This is a genomic window from Lysinibacillus sp. A4, from assembly GCF_024919535.1.
Lineage (GTDB): Bacteria > Bacillota > Bacilli > Bacillales_A > Planococcaceae > Lysinibacillus > Lysinibacillus capsici.
On record NZ_JANWTB010000005.1, the window covers coordinates 94,186 to 119,171 of the forward strand.

The 24,986-nt window shown below is 36.8% G+C and carries 23 protein-coding genes and 1 riboswitch; of the genes, 12 read left to right on the plus strand and 11 right to left on the minus strand.

Annotated elements, in window-relative coordinates:
- Positions 1-49: 49 nt before the first annotated feature.
- Positions 50-1,291, minus strand: a complete 1,242-nt coding sequence (locus NY607_RS11610) for a helix-turn-helix domain-containing protein (RefSeq protein WP_131520677.1) — start codon at positions 1,289-1,291, stop codon at positions 50-52.
- A gap of 80 nt (positions 1,292-1,371) precedes the next feature.
- Between NY607_RS11610 and NY607_RS11615 the strand changes: the two genes are divergently transcribed.
- Both NY607_RS11615 and NY607_RS11620 read left to right on the plus strand, forming a co-directional pair.
- Entirely contained in the window at positions 1,372-2,484 is a 1,113-nt protein-coding gene (locus tag NY607_RS11615) for a mandelate racemase/muconate lactonizing enzyme family protein (protein ID WP_004229770.1), read from the plus strand.
- A gap of 11 nt (positions 2,485-2,495) precedes the next feature.
- A complete protein-coding gene (locus NY607_RS11620) occupies positions 2,496-3,179 on the plus strand; it encodes a GNAT family N-acetyltransferase (RefSeq protein WP_259419723.1) in 684 nt (227 codons plus the stop codon).
- A gap of 68 nt (positions 3,180-3,247) precedes the next feature.
- Here NY607_RS11620 and NY607_RS11625 read toward each other — a convergent pair whose 3' ends face one another.
- The gene (locus NY607_RS11625) at positions 3,248-3,958 is read right to left on the minus strand and encodes a Fe-S oxidoreductase (RefSeq protein WP_131520679.1); all 711 of its coding nucleotides are present in this window, start codon (positions 3,956-3,958) and stop codon (positions 3,248-3,250) included.
- A 119-nt stretch (positions 3,959-4,077) separates the two neighbouring features.
- Between NY607_RS11625 and NY607_RS11630 the strand changes: the two genes are divergently transcribed.
- On the plus strand, positions 4,078-4,509 hold the full coding sequence (locus tag NY607_RS11630; RefSeq protein ID WP_259419724.1) for a DUF4395 domain-containing protein: 432 nt from the start codon (positions 4,078-4,080) through the stop codon (positions 4,507-4,509).
- A 258-nt stretch (positions 4,510-4,767) separates the two neighbouring features.
- Here NY607_RS11630 and NY607_RS11635 read toward each other — a convergent pair whose 3' ends face one another.
- The 3 genes from NY607_RS11635 to NY607_RS11645 all read right to left on the minus strand — a co-directional run bounded on the left by NY607_RS11635 (position 4,768) and on the right by NY607_RS11645 (position 7,877).
- Complete coding sequence (locus NY607_RS11635) at positions 4,768-5,730, minus strand: DMT family transporter (RefSeq protein WP_131520681.1); 963 nt, start codon at positions 5,728-5,730, stop codon at positions 4,768-4,770.
- Positions 5,731-5,906: 176 nt separating this feature from the next.
- Positions 5,907-7,136: a peptidase T gene (pepT, locus tag NY607_RS11640; RefSeq protein ID WP_131520682.1), complete on the minus strand. Its 1,230-nt coding sequence runs from the start codon at positions 7,134-7,136 to the stop codon at positions 5,907-5,909.
- Positions 7,137-7,226: 90 nt separating this feature from the next.
- Positions 7,227-7,877 (minus strand): lysoplasmalogenase, encoded by a 651-nt coding sequence (locus NY607_RS11645; protein ID WP_131520683.1) that lies wholly within the window; start codon positions 7,875-7,877, stop codon positions 7,227-7,229.
- Between the two features lie 132 nt (positions 7,878-8,009).
- Here NY607_RS11645 and NY607_RS11650 point away from each other — a divergent pair, with 132 nt between their 5' ends.
- Entirely contained in the window at positions 8,010-9,689 is a 1,680-nt protein-coding gene (locus tag NY607_RS11650) for a hypothetical protein (protein WP_259419725.1), read from the plus strand.
- A gap of 41 nt (positions 9,690-9,730) precedes the next feature.
- Here NY607_RS11650 and NY607_RS11655 read toward each other — a convergent pair whose 3' ends face one another.
- Together NY607_RS11655 and chrR are read right to left on the minus strand one after the other, a co-directional pair.
- A complete protein-coding gene (locus tag NY607_RS11655) occupies positions 9,731-10,156 on the minus strand; it encodes a hypothetical protein (protein WP_054549068.1) in 426 nt (141 codons plus the stop codon).
- Between the two features lie 204 nt (positions 10,157-10,360).
- On the minus strand, positions 10,361-11,092 hold the full coding sequence (gene chrR, locus NY607_RS11660) for a class II chromate reductase ChrR (RefSeq protein WP_259419726.1): 732 nt from the start codon (positions 11,090-11,092) through the stop codon (positions 10,361-10,363).
- 367 nt (positions 11,093-11,459) lie between these two features.
- On the opposite strand from chrR, the gene scpC reads away from it, so the two are divergent.
- Positions 11,460-12,983 (plus strand): succinyl-CoA:acetate CoA-transferase ScpC, encoded by a 1,524-nt coding sequence (scpC, locus tag NY607_RS11665; protein ID WP_259419727.1) that lies wholly within the window; start codon positions 11,460-11,462, stop codon positions 12,981-12,983.
- Between the two features lie 73 nt (positions 12,984-13,056).
- On the opposite strand, the gene NY607_RS11670 is transcribed toward scpC, so the two are convergent.
- Positions 13,057-14,538 carry a DASS family sodium-coupled anion symporter gene (locus NY607_RS11670; protein WP_131520685.1) on the minus strand — a complete coding sequence of 494 codons (1,482 nt, stop codon included), beginning with the start codon at positions 14,536-14,538 and terminating at the stop codon, positions 13,057-13,059.
- 195 nt (positions 14,539-14,733) lie between these two features.
- Positions 14,734-15,366: a glycerol-3-phosphate acyltransferase gene (locus NY607_RS11675; protein ID WP_131520686.1), complete on the minus strand. Its 633-nt coding sequence runs from the start codon at positions 15,364-15,366 to the stop codon at positions 14,734-14,736.
- 155 nt (positions 15,367-15,521) lie between these two features.
- Positions 15,522-15,635, plus strand: a riboswitch (SAM riboswitch).
- A gap of 116 nt (positions 15,636-15,751) precedes the next feature.
- Between NY607_RS11675 and NY607_RS11680 the strand changes: the two genes are divergently transcribed.
- The 3 genes from NY607_RS11680 to NY607_RS11690 all read left to right on the plus strand — a co-directional run bounded on the left by NY607_RS11680 (position 15,752) and on the right by NY607_RS11690 (position 19,225).
- Positions 15,752-17,053 carry an O-acetylhomoserine aminocarboxypropyltransferase/cysteine synthase family protein gene (locus NY607_RS11680; RefSeq protein WP_054549070.1) on the plus strand — a complete coding sequence of 434 codons (1,302 nt, stop codon included), beginning with the start codon at positions 15,752-15,754 and terminating at the stop codon, positions 17,051-17,053.
- A 338-nt stretch (positions 17,054-17,391) separates the two neighbouring features.
- Positions 17,392-17,775 (plus strand): hypothetical protein, encoded by a 384-nt coding sequence (locus NY607_RS11685; RefSeq protein WP_048393282.1) that lies wholly within the window; start codon positions 17,392-17,394, stop codon positions 17,773-17,775.
- Between the two features lie 463 nt (positions 17,776-18,238).
- Positions 18,239-19,225 carry a homoserine dehydrogenase gene (locus NY607_RS11690; protein ID WP_066038433.1) on the plus strand — a complete coding sequence of 329 codons (987 nt, stop codon included), beginning with the start codon at positions 18,239-18,241 and terminating at the stop codon, positions 19,223-19,225.
- A 59-nt stretch (positions 19,226-19,284) separates the two neighbouring features.
- Here the strand turns inward: NY607_RS11690 and NY607_RS11695 are convergent, their stop codons facing one another.
- Positions 19,285-19,515 (minus strand): MerR family transcriptional regulator, encoded by a 231-nt coding sequence (locus NY607_RS11695; protein ID WP_259419728.1) that lies wholly within the window; start codon positions 19,513-19,515, stop codon positions 19,285-19,287.
- A gap of 155 nt (positions 19,516-19,670) precedes the next feature.
- Here NY607_RS11695 and NY607_RS11700 point away from each other — a divergent pair, with 155 nt between their 5' ends.
- From NY607_RS11700 to NY607_RS11715, 4 genes are all read left to right on the plus strand, one after another.
- A complete protein-coding gene (locus tag NY607_RS11700; RefSeq protein ID WP_054549072.1) occupies positions 19,671-20,534 on the plus strand; it encodes a DMT family transporter in 864 nt (287 codons plus the stop codon).
- A 76-nt stretch (positions 20,535-20,610) separates the two neighbouring features.
- The gene (locus NY607_RS11705) at positions 20,611-21,303 is read left to right on the plus strand and encodes a response regulator transcription factor (RefSeq protein ID WP_048393287.1); all 693 of its coding nucleotides are present in this window, start codon (positions 20,611-20,613) and stop codon (positions 21,301-21,303) included.
- Positions 21,281-21,436 (plus strand): hypothetical protein, encoded by a 156-nt coding sequence (locus NY607_RS11710; RefSeq protein ID WP_155483369.1) that lies wholly within the window; start codon positions 21,281-21,283, stop codon positions 21,434-21,436. The genes NY607_RS11705 and NY607_RS11710 overlap by 23 nt, the downstream gene beginning before the upstream one ends.
- Before the next feature lie 16 nt (positions 21,437-21,452).
- Positions 21,453-23,663, plus strand: coding sequence for a sensor histidine kinase (locus tag NY607_RS11715; protein WP_054549073.1), 2,211 nt, complete (start codon positions 21,453-21,455; stop codon positions 23,661-23,663).
- Between the two features lie 36 nt (positions 23,664-23,699).
- Here NY607_RS11715 and NY607_RS11720 read toward each other — a convergent pair whose 3' ends face one another.
- Positions 23,700-24,848 (minus strand): acyl-CoA dehydrogenase family protein, encoded by a 1,149-nt coding sequence (locus NY607_RS11720; RefSeq protein WP_004229727.1) that lies wholly within the window; start codon positions 24,846-24,848, stop codon positions 23,700-23,702.
- Positions 24,849-24,986 lie beyond the last annotated feature (138 nt).

Genomic DNA, 24,986 nt, shown 5'->3' on the forward strand with positions numbered 1-24,986 from the left:
AATTCTCGTAGATCCACGTGTATCTACGAGAATTCTTTTATAGAGCAGTTTAGTAAGTTGCAAAATTCAATTGGTAAATTTTGCGAGGACGTCCTTGCTGATGGGTCATTTCTTCACCAACAATATTTACATAACCATTATCAACTAATTTTTTGATAATACGCTCTGTAGTACGTCGTGTTACTTGGAGGTATTCAGAAAGATTTTGAGATGTAAATTGAGCTGACTGTCGTTCGTTACTGAAATTGATTATTTTAGAAATATTTAATGGACTTAAACTTGTAAGCTTAGCCATTTGCAAAACATAGGGATCATCGGTTTTTAAAGAAATTTTACCTTCTGTATTAGGGAAAGGCCCTAATAAGTTTTTATGTTCATCAAGAATATAAATCTCAAAAGGTTTAGTAAATGTTAAAGCATGCTGAGCATTTTGTGTGGCCTCCAAAATGGAATAGCCATAGCCAAATGCTAGCTTAAATGGTTGTTCAACTTGCTGTATGAGCTGCTCTAAGTTTTCCTTTTCTAGAGCATTTTGAAGATGTCCAGCAGTTGTGTATAGCTCAAAGGAATGCGTTGAAATTTGCTTAAAAGTTGAAAAGGTAGCTTTCGCAATTTGACTTAAAACAGTTGATTCAATGGCAGAATTTTTAGGGATTTCTAAGAGACCCACTACAGCCTTGAAAGCTTCTGACTTGGTTAATAGTGATTTTGATTTTGTTTCTTCAAGGCATTGAATAATAGATTTGGTAGCATCTAACATACGCATTGACGGTATTTGTAGTGCTTGTAATTCATCAAATACACTATGAATACTGGTAATGACAAAATCAATACTTTTTGAATTCCACAGGGCGATATGGCGTTTTAAAATATTCTCAGTTGGTTCAGTAATCGAAATATGCTGAACATGTGGCTTTTGACCATGAAATTCTATTTCTGCTAAAACATTATCAACGAATGCAGGGTTCATTACATCAATGGATATCCTGTCGATAGCTACAGCATGTTTGGCTACTAATGATAATAATGTTGTAGAAATGGTTGTTTCATCTTGCTTAATATAATTCCAAGGTATTGGAACTTCTGAAAGTAATGATTGAGTGTGTAGATAAGGTAACGTTCCTCCGAATAATATTGCATCACACGGTTTTATTTGCTTCATTAAGGTAGGTGCTTCAGAAGGGTGGCTGTAAAGATAAAATTCTAATTGAATATCGGTTATGTTTTGTGCGATACTAATAATACGTTTCATAAATGCTTTTGAACATATAATCGCTATTTTGGTAGACATGGACATCACTCCTTTTCTATTTTTTTAAACATTTAGCGACGTATTAGCGACAACTTTAACGACAGAGGAGACTGATTACGATGAAAATTAAACAAGTAGAAATTTTTGCTATACATTTACCGCTAATTGATCCATTCATTATTAGTTATGCTACATATGATACAATGCCTTCCATTATTTTAAAAGTAACTACCGATACAGGTGTGGTAGGGTATGGTGAAGCTGTTCCTGATGAACATGTAACAGGTGAATCATGGGAAAGTACATATGCTGTGCTAAAACATCAGCTTGTCCCAGCAATTATTGGGGAAAGTCCAATGGCCTTTGAAAAGCTTCACGATAAAATGAATAAAGTTGTGAAAGATGTACCAGCAGCAAAAGCAGCGATCGATATTGCTTGCTTCGATATTGCTGGGAAAGCCTTAGGGGTGCCAGTATACCAACTTTTAGGTGGACGTTATCATGAAAAATTCCCAATCACACATGTACTAAGTATTGGAACACCTGAAGCAATGGCAGAAGAGGCAGCTAATCGAGTAGAAATGGGCTATCGCTCTTTTAAAATGAAGGTAGGTACAGAGGTACTTCGTGATGTAGCCCGTATTAAAGCGGTACGAGAACGAGTAGGCGAAGACATTGCTATTCGAGTGGATGTAAATCAAGGTTGGGGTAATGCAGCCACTACATTACAGGGTTTACGTGCTATGAAAGATTTAAATATCGATTGGCTAGAGCAACCTGTCGATAGCGAAGACATTGATGGAATGGTAGAAATCAAATCAAAATCTGATGTGACATTAATGATTGATGAAGGACTACGAGGCGTACGTGAAATGCGTGAAATTATAGCCAAGCGTGCAGCAGATAAAGTAAATATTAAATTAATGAAGTGTGGAGGCATCTATCCTGCTATGAAGCTTGCTGTTATGGCGGAAATGGCAGGAATTGAATGTCAAGTTGGTTCCATGGTAGAGTCGTCAGTTGGTTCTGCTGCAGGCTTCCATGTAGCATTTTCTAAGAAGATTATGACGAGTGTAGAACTAACGGGTCCATTAAAATTCTCAAAGGATGTTGGGAACTTACATTATGATGTACCATTTATTTGCTTAAATGAAAAACCAGGATTAGGTGTAGATGTAGATGAAGCTGTCATCCAGGAATTATGTAAGTTTTCAACTGTTGTCACAGCCTAAGGAGGCGTAATATGGAAATTATCTATGATGGTATGCTTGGTGAGACACCATTTTTTGTTATAAAATTAACGCTCCAACATTTACACCAAATTGAAGAGCTACAAGTTGAGGTTTATGAAGCCTTAGCAGATCAAAGTATCCTCCAACCCTTAAGCACAGAGGAATTTGAGTATATTTTAAATGGTCATGGAATGATGATAGGTGCTTATGTAGGGGAAGCGTTGATTGCCTTTCGTGCACTGTTAAATCCTCCTATTGATGATGAGCATCTTGGGTATGATTGTGGAATTGCAGAAAACGAATTTCAACGTGTTTTATATCAGGAAATATCGAATGTTTCACCAAAATATCGAGGTTACGGATTACAGAGAACATTAGCTACAGTAGTGATGGAAAATATCGATTTAGAAAAATACGATTATGTTTGCTCCACTGTAAAGCCATATAATATTCCGAGCTTAAAGGATAAATTCTCGCAAGACCTCGTTATTAAAGGATTGAAAATTAAATATGTAGATAAGCTTCGTTATATTTTTTATAAAGACCTACGACAAGCAATGTCACCGAACTTTACTGAAAAGCAAGTGATATCGATGGGAGACACAACTGGGCAACAGCAACTTTTAAAACAAGGTTTCCTTGGCACGTCTATGTTTGAAGAAAACAACGATTGGTTTGTAGTATACGAAAAATAAAGCACAAAGCCTTACCTTACACATAAGATTGTGGAGGGTAAGGCTTTTTTATTTTTTAAACGGCTCTATTATTTTTTCATTGGGCAAAAACCACAAGCCATTAAACCTGGGATATCTTTTGAAAAACAGCATGATTTTCTTACAGGAACGTTGACTAAATTAGTCGGGCTCAGACCACCTGTATATTGTGCCCACCAAGATTTATTGGAGAAGCGAGCCCATGTTTTTGGGTTCTCTAAAGCCTCAATATCCTCCATGGCTTGATCGGCTAGGCCAGGGTTCGATAATAATATATGATAATGCCATAGCAAATAGCCAAAGAAATTTTCCCAAATGGTAAGAGGGGAGATGGAGGTTACTTTACGAAGCTGCTGGACAATGACGTGTCCATCGTAAAGAATTTTCTCAATAACAGCTTGGCGTTCATCTTCATCAACGTAGCGCCAATCATTTGGATTGGCAAACATGGCAACAGTAAAGCTATTAAATTCTTTTGCAGCATCAAAACGCAATTCAAGTGGCTTACCATCCCATACTTCGTCATAAGCGGCAAGCATATATAATTGCATAGCAAAAAACATACCATAGCGGCGTGCAAAGTGAGAAATAGCTGCTGTTTCTGTTGCTGCATCTGTTATACCCATCATAAGGTTTAAAAAATCAGGATGATAAAAGTCTTTATGTATATCAGCTAAAGTAAATAAAGTCCGCTTAGGTTCAGTTGTATAAATACTGTACGAATTTAATTGTTGAACTTGATCCATTGTTAAAGCTGGCATAGTTATCCTCTTTTCCTTTGAACATCTGTTAACTTCATTATAAAGTAATCATTTTTGCTTCACAAATGGAATATCATGTAGTAAAATACATTAAACATATAAGAAAGGTGGGTTTTTTGATGTCGCACCTTCATACAATTCCAAGACCTCTAGTTAGACTGAACCAGTGGACTATTCTTTTGAGTGTCATTTTATCATGGGTAACAGGAATTACCTGGATATTAGTAATTCCACTAGCTGCAAATTTACTAGGTATTTTATGCAACTATAACCCGATACTTCGTGTAGGGAAGCTCTTTTTAACAAAGGCTCCATCTACATATATACCAGAGGATGCTCAGCAGCAAAAATTTAATTCAAGTATTGCTAGCCTTTGTTTAGCAGCTGGTTTATTAGGTTATCTGTTACATTGGCAGGTTGTTGGTCATATCTTTACTGGCCTGGTTGCAATTGCATCATCCATTGCAATAGCAGGCTTTTGTATAGGCTGTTTTTTACATTTTCAGTTGAAGCAATGGCAGTACCGACGCTCATTAAAAAAATCTTTTTGAAAAGGTAAAAAAATTATAAGATTATGATTGACATTTTAATTGATAATGATTATCATTATCGTATAAAGATTATTCCTCGTCTACAATACAGTGTAGAGAGGATGAACTTTAGCTACTTTTCTCCAGAAGTTTGCTAGTTCATGATTACGCTCCTAAAACCCCCCTCATTTTTTGGGAACGTGAAAATCTCAGACGACTTATTCTAAATTTAGAATAGAGTCGTCTTTTTTTGTAAAAAACAGCCCATAAAATGGACTGCTAGGAAGTTGTGTTTTGTTGCACAGCATTCTTTTTCCCGATAATCATTGTATAGTAACTATGTAATAGCATACCAACAATGATGACTCCGAGACCTGCAAGTGCAAGCGGGCTAGGGAAGGCAATTCCTAATAGTAATACCTCACCTATAATAACAAAAAGAATTTCTGTTGACTGAGTTGCTTCCACAGCGGCTAGCTTGCCTTGATGGTCTCTTACGCGATCCGTTGCTATGAAAAATAAAACTGTTGCTATAACGCCTGAGCTAATTCCCACAAGCAATGATTGAAACATTTGACTTGCTGAGGGAAGTCCTACTGTAAGAATGGCATAAATAGCCATGATAATCCATGCTGGCATCGAAGCAATGGTCATTCCTAACACCCGCTGAAAAGTATCGATTCGGCCCCCGCAAACTTCCATCATTTTACGATTGCCGAGGGGGTAAGCAAAAGCTGCAACGATGACAGGTAAAATACCAAGCATTAAACTTCTAAGCGATACTGATTGTGCATGAGGTATTTGTATAAGCAAAATACCTACTAAAATGACACATGAAATAAGCAAGGATATGAAAGGTATTTTTTGTCGCACTGTTTTACCAGCAATGATCGATACAAAAAGAGGAGCTAATAATACACCAGCAACGATTGTAAACTGCCATGTACCTGAAACCAACCAACCTGGACCAAAAGCAGCAGCAAATGTTAATGGCGCGTAAAATAAAACAAATCCAACAAAGCTCCAAAGTAGCCATGCTATAGGCTGTGCTTTTATTTCACCAGAAAGCTGTGAAAAGCCCTTACGATAAAAGACAATGATAAGCAAGAAAGGGAGCATAAAAAAATAGCGTAATGATGCACTCCATAGCCAACTACCACCTTGCATTTCCATGGCGTGATTTAAAATAAATGTCACGGCAAAGAAAAGGGAAGCTAAAATACCTAATGCAATTTCTTTCATAAACATCACCTCAATTTGAGTTTATAACCTCAAACCCTTTATGTAATTTGAAAATTCAGTAATTATGGCTGAAAAAATTACGAAGAGAGGAAAAACCCCTCTTCGTAGCTATGAAAATTTTTCATGATTTCTTAGGTAAATGCGTATAGAAATAAGTTCATTCAAAATTAAAACTATTATTTTGCTTGCTGTTCAAAAAGCTGAACGATTTCTATGATAACTTGAGTTGCTTTTTCCATTGTTTCAGCGGATACATATTCGAATTTACCATGCATGTTTTCGCCACCAGCGAAAATATTTGGTGTTGGTAGGCCCATATAGGATAATTGTGAGCCATCTGTACCACCACGAATTGGCAGGGTATTCGGTGTAATATCTAATTTTTCCATTGCAGTACGTGCAATGTCAACAATTTCTTTTACAGGCTCAATTTTTTCACCCATATTGTAGTATTGATCTTCAATGGTAATGCTCAGTGCATGCTCACCAAATTGTGCTTGAATTTTAGCTGCAGCATCACGCATTAATTGTTTTTTCTCTTCAAACTTTTGGCGATCATGGTCGCGCACGATATAAGATAGCTCAGTATGCTCAAGAGCCCCTTTAAAGCTCATTAAATGAATGAAACCTTCATAACCTTCTGTCTTTTCAGGAACTGCGTCAGCAGGCATTTCATTTTGGAAGGCAATGGCCATTGTAATAGCATTCACCATTTTATTTTTTGCTGAACCAGGATGGACGCTAGTGCCTTTTGTAATTACTTTAACGCCAGCGGCATTGAAGCTCTCGAATTGTAGTTCGCCAAGTGGTCCGCCATCCATCGTATAGGCATAGTCTGCGCCGAAAGTAGCTACATCAAATTTATGTGGCCCACGACCAATTTCTTCATCTGGCGTGAAGGCTACACGAATTTTACCATGCTTGATAGTAGGATTTTTAATGAGGTACTCCATTGCCGTCATAATTTCAGCAATCCCTGCCTTATCGTCAGCGCCTAATAATGTAGTACCATCTGTTGTGATAAGTGTTTGGCCTACATAGTTTTTAAGCTCTGGGAAGTCAGTCGGAGACATAACCAAGTTTTCGTTTAGCTGAATATCTCCACCATCATAATTATCTACACGCTGTGGCTTCACATTTGTACCTGTATAGTCAGTAGCGGTATCAACATGGGCTAAAAAGCCGATAGTTGGTACTTCTTTATCTGTATTAGCTTCTAATGAGGCAAATAAATAGCCATTTTCATCTAATGTAATGTCTGTTAAACCAATTTCGGCAAGTTCGTCTTTTAAAACATGTAATAGGTCAAATTGTTTTTGTGTAGAAGGAGTTGTTTCGCTTGTGAAGTCTGATTGTGTATCAATTTTTGCATAGCGTATTAATCGCTCAATTACTTGTTCTTTCATAAGTATGGCCTCCTAATGTGTATATGTTAAAATTCTTTGTGCATTCACAAAGCCGATTCCAGACGTAATTATGCCTTGACATAATTGATATTATTGTAACACTTTACTTCGGATTTCGGAATATTGAAGGATACTTAAAGCAATAAGTAATTGGGCGCTATAATAAGTCAGCATGATAATTTCATGAGAAAATGCTAGTGGCATGACAAATTTGTTAATAGCTAAATAAGAATCAGATGCAATAAATAATATTGCACCAATTGTTGCCAGAGTAGATCCAGTTTTAATAGCTGTCCATCCCATTGTGAGTATCACAGAAATGTAGGCGATTACGGCAATACCAAGTATGGTTTCACCTGTTTTAAAGACAGATCCCGCAATCCATATAGCCATACTTGTTCCATAGAGTAATAAAAGTATCTTTGCCCAAGTTGGTACATGCCGCTCATTTGCAGTAGAGAAAGCAAAAATATAAAAGATATGCCCGATAAGAAAGCTAGTTAGACCGATTAAAAACCACTGCAATGTATAGTCTCCAATCATGCAGAATACAAGCCCAGCAATAATCAAAAGTTGGTATTTTTTAATATGTAATGGCTTCTGAATCGCAGCTAAAATAATGATGAGCAACATAGGAATCACTTTAAAGATGAGTTTTAAACTTTCAGCAATATGGGAAAAGAGAAAAATATAATAAAGACCCAATAAAATAATGACACTGATTAATAATTTTTTTAACAAATTTTTCAGCTCCTTTCCTTTTGAAATTCAATATTTATGGTAGAATTCCTTTCTGTACAACGTATGTATGAAACTTTTTTAGTATGTAACCGTAAAGTAAGTAGTGAGAAAGAAGAAGAGAGGATGAACCAAATGACTAAGCTACTGATAGCTTCTGCAGTCATTGCATTGATCGCAAGTGTGTTAGTGACACCGCTTATTACGAAGAAGCGAGAAGATGGACAATCGAAAAAAGTAATAGGATATTTTTTTATAGGAGTCTTTATACTAGGGTTTTTAGCCACAGGGATTACGTTATATGTAACAAAAATTGATGTAAATTGGCTTGTTTTTTGGCCGGCTATTATTTTATTAACGTTAGCGGGTGCTCTGCTAGCAAGTGGTATCGAACGGAAAATAAAAGGTGTTTTATTTTTAGCAAGTTTAGGGGTAGCTGTGTATGTTTTATCAGCACCCTTATGGAATGCTAATGAAAAATTTAAGTCATCCGAAATGAAGGAAGAAGTTGAAATAAAACCATTCGATGAGACACAAACACCTGCAAGTGTACCACCGAAATTTGCTCGTAATAAAATGAAAAAGGCTTTCGGACAAGTGCCAAATACGAGCTACTATGAATTAGGACGCTTACAAATTCAAAAGGTGAGGGGCGAATATGTTTATATTGCACCAGTTGAATTTTCTGGATTCTTTAAATGGATGAACGGTGGTACAACACCTGGTTACTTCATAATGAGTGCTACAGATTCTGCGGATAATCCTAAATTTATTAAAGAGGAAATGAAATATGTGCCTTCTGCATATTTAAATGCTAATTTAGAACGTCATATTCGTTTACAACATCCATTCCTAATTTTTTACGGTGACGTACAGCTGGAAGTAGATGATGAAGGAAAGCCATACTATATTCGCTCATATGGGGAATTTATTTCTGCGCGTAATGGCTTTGATGTAAAAGGAATTGTCTTGGTTGATGCGCTGACGGGGAAATCAGAGGTCATTAAACTGGATCAAATACCTGAATTTATTGATGGTGCTGTATCACCAGAGACAGTAAGTTTACAAAACAGTTATTTCGGTAATTATGTACATGGTTTTTGGAATAGTATGTTTGGTAAAAAGGATGTAAAGATTCCTTCTGATGAAGGAACAGAATCGAATGTTAGCCCGATTTTCGATGAGAAGGGTGATATGTATTACTTTACAGATTTTACAAGTCCTAAAGAAGGTGTAGATTCAATGTTAGGCTATTCACTAACTAACGCACGAACAGGGGATGCAACATACTATACAGGGAATCAAGACTCAAGTTATATGGATTCACAAGGTAATTTACAAATAATAGAGAAGAAATTTATTGAGAAAAAGTGGAGTGGCGAAATGCCAGTGTTGTATAACTTTTATGGAGAAGCGAGCTGGCTGACAGCGGTGCTAGATTCCAATGGTTTCTTACAAAACTATTTTATTGTTTCTGCAGCCAATCCTGAAATTTCCGTTTACGCTACTACTCCTAAGGAGGCATTGAAATTATATAAAACAGCCTTAAGTCGAGGAGGAAATACTGTAGATGGTAGCTCAAGTGCTGAGGAAAAACAAATAAGTGGTAAGGTATTACGTGTATATAAAGAACGTCTAGGCGATTTTACAACTGTATCTTTCTTATTAAACAATGGTGAAAATTATTTAGTGAGTGCCGAAACAGAACCTTTAGCAATTTATTTACAGGAGGGTGATGAGGTAATACTCACTTATGGAGATACAGGAGAGCAGTTCCTACCAGTTCGCTCTCTTATAATTAGAGGACTACAATAAAAGAACAAAAGACGATCTTGTTATTACGAAGATCGTCTTTTTTATGTAGCTTGCCCTTGAACATAGGTAAGCATCTTTTCTCTATGGTTCATAAATAGTCTTTTTGCATGATCATTTAGTGTAAAGATTTCTTGTATATACCCCTGTAACAATTTATCTTCATATTCAAAAGCATGGCTTTGAGTGTTTTCTAAAATATAGGATAATAAAAGAGCATGCAAGACAACTACTTCTAAATTCTGTGTATTCGTAACGAATTTTAAATTGAGTATAGTAGTGTGAGAAACGAACTGATTGACATAATCAATGGGTTTTTTATATACATTCAAATCAATATGTGGCTCCAGTCTTTTTCTTAATTGGGTGCATTCATTATTTAAGTCTTCAATTTTTAAGAATAAACCTCTTACACTTCTCTTATGCTGTTGTTCTAAGGTGCGAGCAAGATGTTTATTGATATTGGACATTGTTTCTATAACTCCTTTCTTTAATAGGTATCATTTATTAATATGAATGGAATAGCTGGAAAAGGAAAGAGTCTTTTCGTTTAATTTAAGGTTAGATTTATAGAAGTAATTGTGGCAATATCCCTAGATTGAATATATATAGGTAATATTTTTATGTAAAAAATGGAATTATTATCATACGATAGTAACTCCATTTTCGTTCGTTTATTTCCAATTAAACCCTTTAGTTGCTAAAAACTCTTTGATATGCGGACGTCGTTGTTCAATTAAAAAGTCAGCCATCTGTTTTGTCCAGTTATCAATTTTTCTGTTAGACGAGCGGCTGTTATAATATATTTCCATTTCCTCGTTGTAGGCTGGTAAGAGTTCTTCATATTTTTCAACATTGTATTCATTTTCATGTAATACAGCAGATACAGGTAAACGAGGTTTTACCTCATTGCGACGTACAGGAACGCCGATTGTTAGCCCGAATAATGGGAAAACGTGATCAGGCAGATTAAATAATTCACTGATTTCAGAAGGTTTATTGCGTACACCTCCAATATAGCAAATGCCATAACCCATTGATTCAGCCGCAATAACAAAATTCTGTGCAAACAATGATACATCTGCTACCCCAACAAGGACATTTTCAGCAGAATCAGCTACAATATCCACTCCCTCTAGTTTCCCGGCCATTTGAAGTCGCTTGAAATCTACGCAAAAAACAAATGCCCCACCTGAAGTTTCATATTGACGTGGATTACCAGAGAGTAAGCCTAATTTTTCCTTTTTATCTGCATCTGTTACCCATATTACACTATAGGCTTGCACAAAATGTGATGTTGCAGCCATTTGTGCTGTTCCAATTAAATCTTCAATGATTTCTTTTGAAATCGGTTCTCCATCATAGATGCGTACCGAGGAATGGCTACGTAATAGTTCTTTAACCATTAAAAACTCTCTCCTTTGTGTCTGTTCTATACCTTGAGCATAGCATGCTTTTCTAGCAAAATCGAATAATGAGGAACAAAAAGTTATTTATAAATAATTTATAAATGTCGAAATTATCTCGTAAAGTAAAATATTTCATTTGATATAGATTAAATATTCTAAATAGTATAAAATTATAGAAGCGACTGTTTATTTGGTTGTGCTACCAAAAATTACATGATCTTTATTCACAAATGTTTAGACAGCATTAGCTATTAGGTGATGAGATCCTTCTGGAATAAAGATACACTCTCTGACGGATGTCACAGATTTACTGGAACCAAATATGCAAGTTGAACAAAAATAAAGTGGAATGGAGGAATAGGGAATGGAAGAAAAGTTAGCGAAAAAGCTTCGTCATGAACAATTACGAAGCAAGGTTGTAACAGCAGAAGAAGCAGCTTCTTGGATTAAGGATGGCATGGTATTAGGGATGAGCGGATTCACACGTGCTGGCGATGTTAAGGTTGTACCTCTTGCACTTGTAGAAAAAGCAAAAAAAGAGGATTTTCAAGTAGATGTCTTTACAGGTGCATCACTTGGACCTGAGGTAGACCAATATTTAGCGGAAGCAGGGGTCATTCGTAAGCGCGGTCCTTTCCAAGCAGATTCTGGTATTCGTAATAAAATCAATAGTGGTGATATCACATTTGTCGATGCCCATCTTTCCCATAATGCTGAGCTTGTTCGTCAAGGTATTATTGGACCAATTGATTTTGCGATCATTGAAGCTGCTGCTATTACAGAAGAAGGCTTATTAATTCCTACAACATCAGTTGGTAACTCTCCTATTTTTGTGCAAGAAGCAGACCAAGTCATCATTGAATTAAACGTAGCACAGCTTGATGCATTAGAGGGTATACATGATATTTATGTACCTGCACAACAAGGAAAACGTGATCCAATTCCTTTACAGAATGTTTCTGATCGTCTTGGTATAATTGGAATTCCACTAGATTTAGATAAAGTAAAAGGCATCGTCATTTCGGATATATTAGATGCGCCATCAACAATTGTCCCTGCGGATGAAGAGACAGATGTTATGGCTAATCACTTATTAAATTTCCTACGTGAAGAGATTAAAGTAGGTCGCTTAACTACAAGTTTGCGACCAATTCAATCTGGTGTAGGTTCAGTAGCAAATGCTGTATTGCTAGGCTTTAAAGACTCTGAGTTTGAGAACTTAGAAGTTTATTCTGAAGTTCTCCAGGATGCAGTATTTGAATTAATGGATGCAGGGAAAGTGAATTTTGCATCTGCAACTTCTATTACCCTTTCTGAGCAAGTAGGAAACCGTGTTTATGGGAATTTTGAAAAATATGCTGATAAATTAGTGCTGCGCCCTCAAGAAATTTCAAATCAGCCTGAAATTATTCGTCGACTCGGATTAATTTCAGTGAATACGGCATTGGAATTAGATATTTACGGCAATGTGAATTCCACACACGTTTCTGGTACAAAGATGATGAATGGTATCGGAGGGTCTGGTGACTTTGCTCGTAATGCACGTTTAGGAATTTTCGTGACAAAGTCTTATGCTAAGGGTGGAGATATTTCGAGTATTGTCCCAATGGTCTCACATGTGGATCATACGGAGCATGATGTTGATGTCATTGTAACTGAACAGGGCGTAGCAGATTTACGAGGACTTGCTCCAAAAGAACGAGTGGGACTTATCATTGATAATTGTGCACATCCTGATTACAGGGAGCAACTGTGGCAGTACTTTAATGATGCCAATGAGGCAACGGGTGGACATCACACTCCACATGACCTAGAAAAAGCACTATCATGGCACGTTAATTATGCGAAAAACGGTACGATGAAGGACCCTGCTTTTACGAAACAATAGTATTAAATTAAAAGCCTTGAAGGACAGATAGTCTGTTTCTTCAAGGCTTTTACGTTTTAATTTAATGAAAGTCTTATAATAATCCAATCCATTTCCAATAAGTTGCAGAGAACAAAAGTATGAGAAGGAAACCGATAATGGTTAATGGAATCCCAGATTTCAAGAAATCCTTTGTTGTAAAGGAACCTGTACCATAGGCAAGCATGTTTTGTGGTGCACTAATTGGTAATAGGAAGCCAAAGCTTATGACGAATTGTTGCACAATAACAAAACCAACTTGATCAACATTAGCTGTTAATGTGGAGGCTAAAACGATAAACACAGGTATAAGTGCTGAGGCTAAGCTAGTTGCGCTTGCAAAGCCTAAATGAATCAAAATGTTAAATAAAGTTACGAGTGCAATGGTTGCTAGTAAAGGCATAGTATCTAGCCCAAGTGAACCGAAAACTTTATCTGATAACCATGCAGCACCTTGCGTATTCAGTAAAATGGTTCCTAACATAATACCTACCGCAAAGACGATAATTGTCCCCCATGGAATATGGGGCTCAACTTCCTTCCATGAATACACACCGATTTTGGGCATTAATAGAATAGCGATAGCAATAATTGTGACTGTTGTCGTATCGAATGGATGTAGCTTTCCTTCAGTTGCCCAGAAAAATAGTAAAACTACGGATGTAATGATTAAACGAATTTCAGGAGCCTTTAATGGGCCCAGCTCTGCAAGCTGTTTTTTGATGACCTCTTTACCACCTTCGATATTGCTAGTCTCAGGTTTAATTAAAGCAATCATAATGAAAAATAAAAAGATAGACATAATAATTGAGAAGGGGGCGGCATAAAGTAGCCAAGCACCCCATGAAATATCCACGTTAAATTGCTCTTGGATAAAGTTTAAGGCCACCATATTTTGAGCTGCTGCAGTCTTAATACCGATATTCCAAATGGAAACGGCTTGTACTGAAGTAATAACTAACAAGGCAGCAAGCCGACTATCACGTGGTAAACCAAACGCTGCAACCATTCCAAGCAATATCGGTACTACCGCGCCAGCTCGTGCTGTAGCAGAGGGTACAAAAAATGCGAGGACGATAGAGACTAAAATAGCGCCAAATACGATAGCTTTTGTTTTCGTTCCCACCAGTGAAAGAATCCAAAGAGCAAGTCGTTTATGTAGATTAGTAATTTGCATTGCTGCCGCTAGAAAAAGAGCTGCTGCTACTAAAGCAACGGCAGAATTACTAAAGCCACTTAAAGATAATTTTAATGCGCTAGCTGTTCCTAGCTCTGTAGTTGGATCATCCATTGACGGAGCGAGTCCTAGTAATACAGTTACTAGTGCAATGATCATGGCCGAGCTTACAGGATATGAAACGGCCTCTGTAACCCAAAGGATGACTGCAAAAGCTAAAATGGCTAGAGCTCGTTGTCCAGCTATAGGTAAATCACCATTATTAGGTAAAAAGGTAATAATGATAAGTAACGCGAATGCCAAGCCAATCCATAGTGGCTTTAAATTAAGTTTTGTAGCTGCTTGCTTTGGTGAAGACATATTTCCTCATCCTTTCTACGATAAAAATGACGATTATTATCCATAACATCGGCCTGTATAATGTTTTATTAAGATAAGAATATATGTATTTTATTGTAGATAAAAATCTATGTGAAAATGGTGTTTTTTACAGCAATATGAGTAGATAAAGAGAAAATACATGGTCACAAAAAATACAAAAATATCCATAAAATATTATTTCTTTTTCTTAAAGGCAGAAGTTACTTTAGGCTCTGTGCCATTGACTAATCGTTTAATATTTTCAAGATGCAGGATGATGGCTATGCCAAAAAGAAAAAGAGCTATAATGGTTGGACCAATGCCAGGAATCCATAAATAAGTTGCTGTACAAAACACGAGATAAAATTCTAGCACACCAACAATTAAATAATTTGTTGCAAAGGATAAAATAACAAATAAAATAAGTGCAAATAAACCAATCTTCCAATCAACAGCAAGTAAAATACCAATGATGGAGGCCGTTCCTTTCCCGCCGTTGAAGCCCATGTAGAATGGGAAATTATGACCTAAAATAACCCCAGCAGCCATAATATAAGTAAGCAGCCAAATCTGTTCTTCTGTTAAATGAATGGCGTCCGCTAGATAAAAATGTGCACCTATAATAGCCACAACGCCTTTCCCTATATCGATGAGGGCTACTAAAACGCCATATTTCCAGCCGAGGGAAAGAGTAGCATTAGAGGCACCAGCATTACCGTGGCCAGCCTTTTTTAAATCAACCCCCGATAAAAATTGGGCTACTTTAGAGCCGTGAATACAGCCTATTAAATAGCCAATCATAAGAAAAATGATCACGGCTTTTACCATAAAAATACTCCTCTCAAAATTTTTTCTAAAATAGTGTATGCGTTCATATTACGTATAAGAGCAGACAGAAGTTTCGGAAAAAATAAAATTTACATGTTGACAGAAAAAAACTCTATGTTTATACTGTGTAACAACGATGGAAATTGAATCTCATACTCTTATCAAGAGCGGCGGAGGGATAGGCCCTATGATGCCCGGCAACCAGTAAGCAATGAGCTTACTAAGGTGCTAATTCCTACAGATTCTTACTTGGATCTGGCAGATAAGGGGAGGAAAACTTGCAACCGCAACCCTCTTCTTAGCTGAAGAGGGTTTTTGTTTTCTACAGAAAAATCCTCCTCATCTCCGGTACCATCGTAAAAAAATAACCATTTGGAGGTACACAATGACAAATTTTAAACCAGAAACATTGCTGTTGCATGGTGGTCAAGAGCCAGACCCAGTGACGGGTTCTCGCACAGTTCCAGTCTATCGCTCAACTGCTTTCGTATTTAAAGACACTGCTCATGCGCAACGTCTTTTTGCCTTAGAGGAAGCAGGGAACATTTACACACGAATTACCAACCCAACAGTTGATGTGTTTGAAAAACGTGTGGCTTTATTGGAAGGTGGAACAGCAGCAGTAGCACTTTCATCTGGTGCAGCAGCTATCGCATTTTCCATTTTAAATCTAGCTGGAGCTGGTGATGAGATAGTAGCAGCTAGTTCTTTATATGGTGGTACGTATAATTTATTTGCTAACACATTGCCAAACTATGGTATTAAAACAATTTTTGTAGATGAAACAAACCCAGAGAATTTCAAAGCAGCGATTACTGATAAAACAAAAGCTGTCTTTGCAGAGGTTTATGGTAATCCAAGTTTAAAGGTTTTAGATATTGAGGCAGTAGCTAAAATTGCACATGATAATGGTCTACCATTAATTATTGACAGCACGTTCGCTTCTCCTTACGGTTCTACACCTATTGAATACGGCGCAGATGTTGTAGTTCATTCAGCAACTAAATGGATAGGAGGTCATGGTACAACTTTAGGGGGCGTTGTTGTAGACGCTGGTAAGTTTGATTGGACTAGCGGTCGATTCCCTGGTTTTACTGAACCAGATGCCTCTTACCATGGTCTACGTTATGGAATTGATACAGCTTCTGCTGCCTTTGCTACAAAGCTACGTGTACAATTATTACGTGATTTTGGTCCAACATTAAGTGCTGATGCTGCTTTTAATTTATTGCAAGGGTTAGAAACGCTTCATCTGCGTATCCCTAAACACAATGAAAATGCATTGGCAGTGGCTGAGTATTTACAAAACCACCCATCTGTGGAGTATGTAAATTATAATGGCCTAGAAGATTTTCCGACACATGAGTTAGCAAAAAAATATTTAAGAAATGGCTTCGGTTCAGTGCTTACATTTGGCATAAAGGGTGGACGAGAAGCTGGGCGAAAGCTTATTGATAGCGTGAAATTATTTTCACATGTAGCAAATGTAGGTGATGCAAAGTCATTAATTATTCATCCAGCTTCCACTACTCATCAGCAACTATCAGCAGACGAATTAGTTCAAGCTGGTGTAACCGAGTCGCTCATTCGCTTATCCATCGGTTTAGAGGCAGTAGAGGATATTATTGCTGATTTAGATCAAGCCATTACACAGGCTACAACAACTGAACAAACAGTAGAAGCTTAAAGTTTAAAGTTTAAAGCAAATGGTAAGATGTTGTGACGTTAACGTATTTTCTCATTCGATTAGCCTCATTTGGTAATGCGTTAAACGTTGCTACATCAATCTATTACTGCACCCGTTAATTATCAGAACCTTATAAAAAATAATACCAAGTAATTTTATATGTATTATTGACTTTTTTAAATCCATGTTATATACTAGGAAATAAGTTAACAGTACGAAAATTTTTTTAAAAAAGGTAAATGTTTCATAAGTGCTCCCCCACTTTTGAATATATAGAAGAGTAGTTGCCTAGCCAGTGACTACTCTTCCCAAAAACTGATGATAAAGGAGTGTTTAAAATGGGTAACATCTATAGTGCGCAAAACATTGTATCCTATCTAATATATGAGCTAAATGAAGGGCATGTATTTGTCAACAATAAATCCATTCAACACCTTCTTACATCAGTCGAAAGAAAATGGCAGGAAGTATTTGGTCATACAGCATTTCAAGAACATGTTTTTACTGAAAAGGACTTTACTGTAAAGGAAGTATTTGAGGCATATGAACAGTACGGTGTGAGCCATATCTCACTTCCTGCGACAGAGTTTTACTTGAAGTATGGTACATTTCAATTAGTGGAACGTACGTATGCAATACCAAATTTTACAGAAGAAGAGATTAGTCTTGTTCAACAAGCTTTAGCACAATATCGTTATCAATTGCTTTCAAAAGCAAGTTAAAACCCCCTCATATTTTTAAGCTCATTCTCTGCTGCTACAGGGAATGAGTTTTTTCTTTAAAGGGATTGTTATGAGTGTCTGAGCATACATATATATAATAGAAGAAAGACATTCATATATTGAAATGTAAATAGTCAATATTTGTTCAAATCTTATAGATTGATTAATAAAACGTATAATAAAGGGAATGAAACCGATTTCTTTTGCACATCTAGAGAAAACAAATGTCCTTCCTAGAAAGATTTTTCTTGTGCAAAGCGTGTATTTGCGTTACAATTTTCTTTAAGTTAAATTTTGAATTATTTGAATTTGTATGTATCCTAACACATATAGAAATAGCGAAACTCATACAAAGAGAGTTGTTGGCTAAAGACTGCGGTGGGTGTCAAATTGTCATGACACAACCCCATGGAAAATTAGCTTTAATGAAACTGCGGAATGTAAGTTGGAGGGAATAACAAGAATGGCAACTATAAAGGCAGCGATTTTAGGATTTGGAACGGTAGGTCAGGGGATTTACCATATTTTAAATGAAAAACGAGAAGAGCTAAAAAATAAATTAGGTATTGAATTAGAGGTAGCGAAGATTTTAGTGACAGATGCTAGTCGTGAACGTGTACCAGGTACAGCACATTTAATGACAACAAGTATGGATGAAGTCTTAGCAGAGCCAGGTATGCAGGTAGTGTTTGAAGCAATTGTGAACGAAGAACCTGCATACAGTTATTTAAAGCGAGCGGTGGAACATAAATGTCATGTTATTACTGCCAATAAAGTGATGTTTGCCAAACGAGGCTTGGAGTTGCAGGATCTTGCAAAAGCTAATGGCGTTTTTGTAGGCTATGAGGCTACTACCGCTGGTGGCGTACCTGTTATAAAAACAATGAAAAATATCTTACTTGTAAATGATGTAAGTCGTATACAAGGTGTCTTAAATGGCACATGTAATTATATTTTAACAAAAATGCGTGCACAGGGCTGGTCGTTCGAAACAGCTTTAAAAGAGGCACAAGGCTTAGGTTATGCCGAAGCAGATCCATATAATGATATATCTGGGCAGGATGCATTTAAAAAATTAATGATATTAAGTGCCTTAGCTTTTGGTGAGCAGCCTGACTGGTCAGATGTAGAGGTAATTGGGATCGATAGTATCTCTGCTGAACAAGTTCATGAAGCATGTGAAAAGGGTCTTCGTTACCGCCATGTTGCTGAAGTGGAAAAACTAGCTGACGGTAAGATTATTGCAAAAGTAGGTCCTCAACTAGTTGATAAAGAGCATCCACTTTATCCAGTCGATGATGTGTTCAATGCGGTGGCATTAGAGACTAACTATATTGGTACATTAACATTAATCGGTCCTGGAGCAGGGATGTATCCAACAGCGAGTGTCATGGTAGAAGATTATGCTGAAATCATTGGGAAAAGAGCAGGATTTGTTGTGACAATCTAATAAAAGCTTTAAAAAAGGCCCGCCATTCAACAATGTTCAATTGTATGAATGGTGGGCTTTTAGTCTTCATCTTTGACGTCTATGTCCTCTGGAATAGGAGTAGCACGCCAAATTTCAATTTCCTCTTTTATACGTTCCAATTGTTTAAAATAAGTGCTGAATTGTCCACTATTGATTAAAATTTGTTGGCCATCGTAAACAGAACGGATGCGTCCTTCGTAAATTAGACGCATTAGTTGATCCTCAGGCATACCAAGATCAATAGCTGTCTCTTCAATTGATTTGTACATACGATTCGCTCCTTTTACTGTTTTTATTATAACGTCCATTCATGAGAAAACATACTATTGGAATTAAAAGAAAAGTAAAAATGATAATTGTTTGATTTTGGATAAATATGTATGATTAGTATGGAGAAAGATGTGAAGCGGGGATGAGCTGAAAAATGTTAAATTCATTGTTTGTATTACTAGCAGCTATTCTATGGGGAATGACAGGTACTGCCCAGACATATTTGGATGAAGAGGTATCTCCAATAGCTGTAGCCACGATTCGTTCTGCAATTGGTGGCAGTTTATTATTAGCTATTACGATTATAATGAGGAAAATTAATTTTTTAAGGTGGTCATGGAAATGGACAATTTTAGCTGCGGCTAGTATTGCGTTTTTCCAAGGTCTTTTCTTCTCATCAATTCGTCTAACAGGTATAGCCATTGGAACTGTTGCTACTATTGGTAGTGCACCAGTGTTTTCTGGTGTATTAGAGTGGCTAGTATGGAAAACACGTCCCACAGCAGTATGGGGACTTGCTACATTGATGGCCATTATCGGATGTCTTTTATTGTTTATGAATAATGGAGAGGAGTCTGTTCACGTTGGCGGATTCACATTAGCGCTTTGTGCAGGTTTATCCTTTGCATTTTACACAAACATAAGTAAAAAATTAATGGCACAAGAAGAAGCGTTACCCGCAGTTGCTATGACATTCTCCATTTGCGCTTTGTTTTTACTGCCGTTTTCTATACAAGGTGGATTTTCCTGGTTAGTAAATGCGCACAACTTATGGACAATGTTATTTATGGGGATTATGTGTACAAGCGTAGCGTATTTCCTGTTTTTAAGAGGACTACAAAAAATTAGTTCATCCACAGCTGTAACACTTTCATTAGCTGAACCATTGACTGCTGCAATTCTTGGTGTGTTTTTAATTGGAGAACACTTAAGTATAGTTTCCTGGCTTGGAGTAGCGATGCTTTTAGGTGGCATTGTTGTTTTAACATTGGGTGGGAGAAAAAAGCTAAAACCTTAAGAAATTCTTCATTTTTATAATAGCTGGTTTTTAAGATTTAAAAGATACACTTATATTTGAGAGCGAGGTGTATATCATGACGAAATTAACAGTTCTTGTTACAGATGACGATCAAGATATTCGTGATGGTATTGAAATCTATTTAAAAAATGAAGGCTATCATGTCATTAAAGCAGCAGATGGCTTAGATGCATTAAAAAAGCTAGAGAACAATGAAGTACATTTAATAATTTTAGATATCATGATGCCAAATATGGATGGAATTACAGCAACCTTTAAAATTAGGGAAGAGCGCAATATTCCCATTATCATGCTGAGTGCAAAGGCGGAGGATGGCGATAAGATTCATGGATTATCGGTTGGAGCAGATGATTATGTAACAAAGCCATTTCATCCATTAGAGCTGTTGGCACGTGTAAAATCTCAGCTGCGCCGTTATGTTCAGCTAGGAACGTATAGTGAGGGAGCTACAAAAGTGGAAATAGACGGACTTATTCTTGATGAAGAGGCAAAAGAGGTTGTACTAGAAGGAGAACCAGTTCGACTAACCCCGATAGAATATAAAATTACAGAACTATTAATGAAAAATGCAGGGCGTGTGTTTTCGATTCGTGAAATTTATGAACGTGTTTGGAATGAGGAAGCTTATAATGCTGAAAATATTGTAGCTGTTCACATTCGGAAAATACGTGAGAAAATTGAAGCTGATCCGAAAAATCCACGCTATCTAAAGGTGGTATGGGGCGTTGGCTATAAAATGGAAAAATAAATTAGAGAAGTATATGACTATTGCTGGATTTATTGCAGGTGTTATTGGGCTTATCTATTTTGGAATTTATGCCTATCAAATCGTCGATTCTCGCTCCTCAGAGGTTTTACAATTGTTAGAAAGAATTTTTTAGAGGAGTGTAAAAAGGGATGATAAAAAAATGGAAATCTCTTCTCGTATTAATGTGTTTAATCTGGACAATTTTCGGAGTCTTTACTTTTTATAATGTGGGCTATCAGTATATTGGTAAATCATATTTTGATTCGGAAAATTTCCAACATGAAATCGATAATTTCACAGCAGAACTAGGACCGTTAGTAATTAATGTACCAAATGCAGAGGAATTGAAAAATAAAATTGAGATTACTCAAACTGAAATAGAAGATCATCGTAATTATTATGGGACATTAGGACAGCAAATCGATAATATTAAGGCACAATACGAACAACGTATTCAGGAAGCTATAGATGCCAATGCAACAGAATTAAAGACAAAGCTAGTGTCTGAACGTGATAATAAAATTAAAGATATTACAGCAAATTTTGAAGATGATGAGCATGTAAGAAAAAAGATTCTTGCTGAAAAGGAAGCCCTCATTGATAAATATATTAAAGCAGCAAAAGGTGAATCCAAAAACTTTGGAAAAAACTATGACTATTGGTCTTATGAGTTGACTAATACAGAAACTGGTAAAACGTACCGTGCAGGTGATGTTACCGAAAGTAGTGCCTATAAAATTAAGTATACTGATCGAAAACCGCTATATGCATGGAATATCAGTGAGAATTTAAGAGATATTTTTTACAATACCGAAACATACGTAAATGTAGATGATCTTTACGAAACAGCTGAATATACAGGTGTAATAGCTATTTCAAAAAAAGCAGCAATGTCAGAAGATGTTATACAGGGAGGGTATCAACAATTTCAACAGTTTCAACGCAATCAATATACTCATTACTTTATTTGGCTCACAAGTATTTTAATGGCCGTCTTTGTATGGAGGGGGCGTAAAGACTTATTACAGATAGTTACGAGTATGAAGGAAAAAGATCTTTTAACAAAGTATAAAATCGATGTACAAATTATTCTTTTGTTAATAACGAGCCTTATGTATTTCATTTCAGCCCAGGTTGTTTTTGAATCTATTGAATATAATTCTGTTTATAATTATAATTATGTCCGTTTTATACTCGATATTGGCTTTAAAATACTTGTTTTAATGGTAATTGGTAGTGCTTTCTTCGTGCAATTAATTTGGTTGTATACAAGAGTAAATACTTTGAATAAGCTAGAGGAAAATGTGAAATCGAGCTATTTATGGTCACTTGGGGATTCGTTGACTGACTTATTTATTAATCGTTCGATAGCATTACATTCAATTGTAATGCTAGCCGCAGCCTTCTTTGGAGGTGGTAGCCTTGTTGCTACCATGATAGGAGGCGGAGCTTTTCCAGTCCTTGTACTTGGCATTTGTATGTTTATAGGATTTCCTGCTATGATTGTTTTCCTATCAAGAATGGGTTATTTAAACCGTATTATGAAAGATACGAAGGATATGGCTGAAGGACGTTTAAATCGTGATGTAAAGGTAAAAGGTAAATCTCCGCTTTCAGGTCATGCAGAAAACCTCAATCATTTACGAGAAGGTGTGCGTACGTCCATGCATGAGCAGGCGAAAAGTGAGCGGTTAAAAACAGAGCTGATTACAAATGTGAGTCATGATTTACGTACTCCTTTAACCTCTATAATTACGTATACCGATTTACTGAAGAAGCCAAATATTACAGAGGAAGAACGGAAACAATACATCCATATACTGGATAAAAAGTCTGAACGTTTAAAAGTGCTGATTGAAGACCTTTTTGAAGTATCGAAAATGGCTAGTGGTAATATTGAACTTCACCGCAGTCGAGTAGATTTAACACAGCTTATCCAACAAGCTGTAGGGGAGCATAAAGAGGATTTAACGCAGTCACAACTAGATTTACGAATGACCATGCCTCATGATCCAATCTTTGCATATGTGGATGGTCAAAAATGGTGGAGACTTATTGATAATTTAATTGTCAATGTTTTGAAGTATGCGCTAGAGGGAACGCGTGTTTATGTGACATTTAAGCGTACGGCAGATGGCGATGCTGAATTTACGGTGAAAAATGTAGCAAAGTATGAAATTAGTGAAGATGCTGAGGAATTATTTGAACGCTTTAAACGTGCAGATGCCTCACGTCATACAGAGGGCTCAGGGCTTGGATTAGCCATTGCACAATCCATTGTCGATTTACATGGAGCAAGAATGAGCATTGATGTAGATGGCGATTTATTTAAAGTAATCGTTCGAATTCCAGCAGTTTAATGGTAAAAAGGCGGCAAACTTCTGCCGCCTTTTTAATTATAGGCCTAAATTTTTGGCGATAATAACCTTCATGACTTCATTAGTACCAGCATAGATCGACATAACAGGTATATCTCTATATCTTCTAGCAATCTTATATTCCTCCATATAGCCATAGCCACCATGCAATTGCATACATTGCGTAGCAAGGTCACGTGCATTTTCGGTAATCCAGTATTTTGCCATAGAAACTTTTGTCACAACATCATTGCCTGCAATATGTTCTTCAATCAATGATTCTAAAAAGGATTTACCAAGCTCGATTTTAGTAGCCATTTCAGCTATTTTAAATTGTGTATTTTGGAAGTCACCAATTGTTTTGCCAAAAGCCTGACGTGATTTCACATAGTCCAGCGTTAGTGTAAGCATATCCTCAGCGGCTGTTTGTGCGGCAATCGCTACTGCTAATCGCTCTTGCTGCAGTTTTTCCATCATATAATGAAAGCCCTTGCCTTCTTCGCCAAGTAGATTTTGAACAGGCACTCGACAATCTTCAAAATAGAGTTCAGCTGTATCTTGGGCATGCATACCAACTTTTTCGAGCTGTCTTCCTTTTGTAAAGCCAGGTGTGCCCTCTTCAATAACAAGTAGGCTAATACCACGATGTTTTTTCTCAGCCTGAGGATTTGTTTTTACTGCGACAACCGCTAAGTTTGTATGGATGCCATTTGTTATAAAGGTTTTTTGACCATTTACAATATAATGGTCCCCATCGCGAATGGCTGACGTTTTGATATTAGCCAAGTCTGATCCTGTACCTGGCTCCGTCATTGCAATAGCTGTTATATAGTCGCCTGTAACACATTTTGGCAGCCAACGAGATTTTTGTTCGTGTGTCCCATATGCTTCGATATATGGGACAACAATATCATTATGCAGGCCAACCCCGATAAGACTTGAGCCTATACGTTCAAGTTCTTCTTGTATGATGACGCCAAAGCTGAAATCCAAGCCCAGCCCGCCATATTGTTCTTCTACTTGTGGACAAAGATAGCCCATATCGCCAAGCTTACGCCAAAAAGAAAGCGGAATAAGATGATCTTTTTCCCACTGTGCATAATGCGGTTCAGCTTCTTCAGCTAAAAACTTACGAAAGGTTTTGCGAAATAATTCATGCTCTGTTGTTTCAAATTTATAACGTGTCATTTGAAATAGCACCCCTTTTTCTTCGTAAATACGCGAATTTGCTCGTTCATCTACTATGTTACTGGAAGGAATGTGAAAATAAAAGTAGCGTTTAGTATGTAAATGACGAAAATGTCATCTATATACAGTGAAATGTCA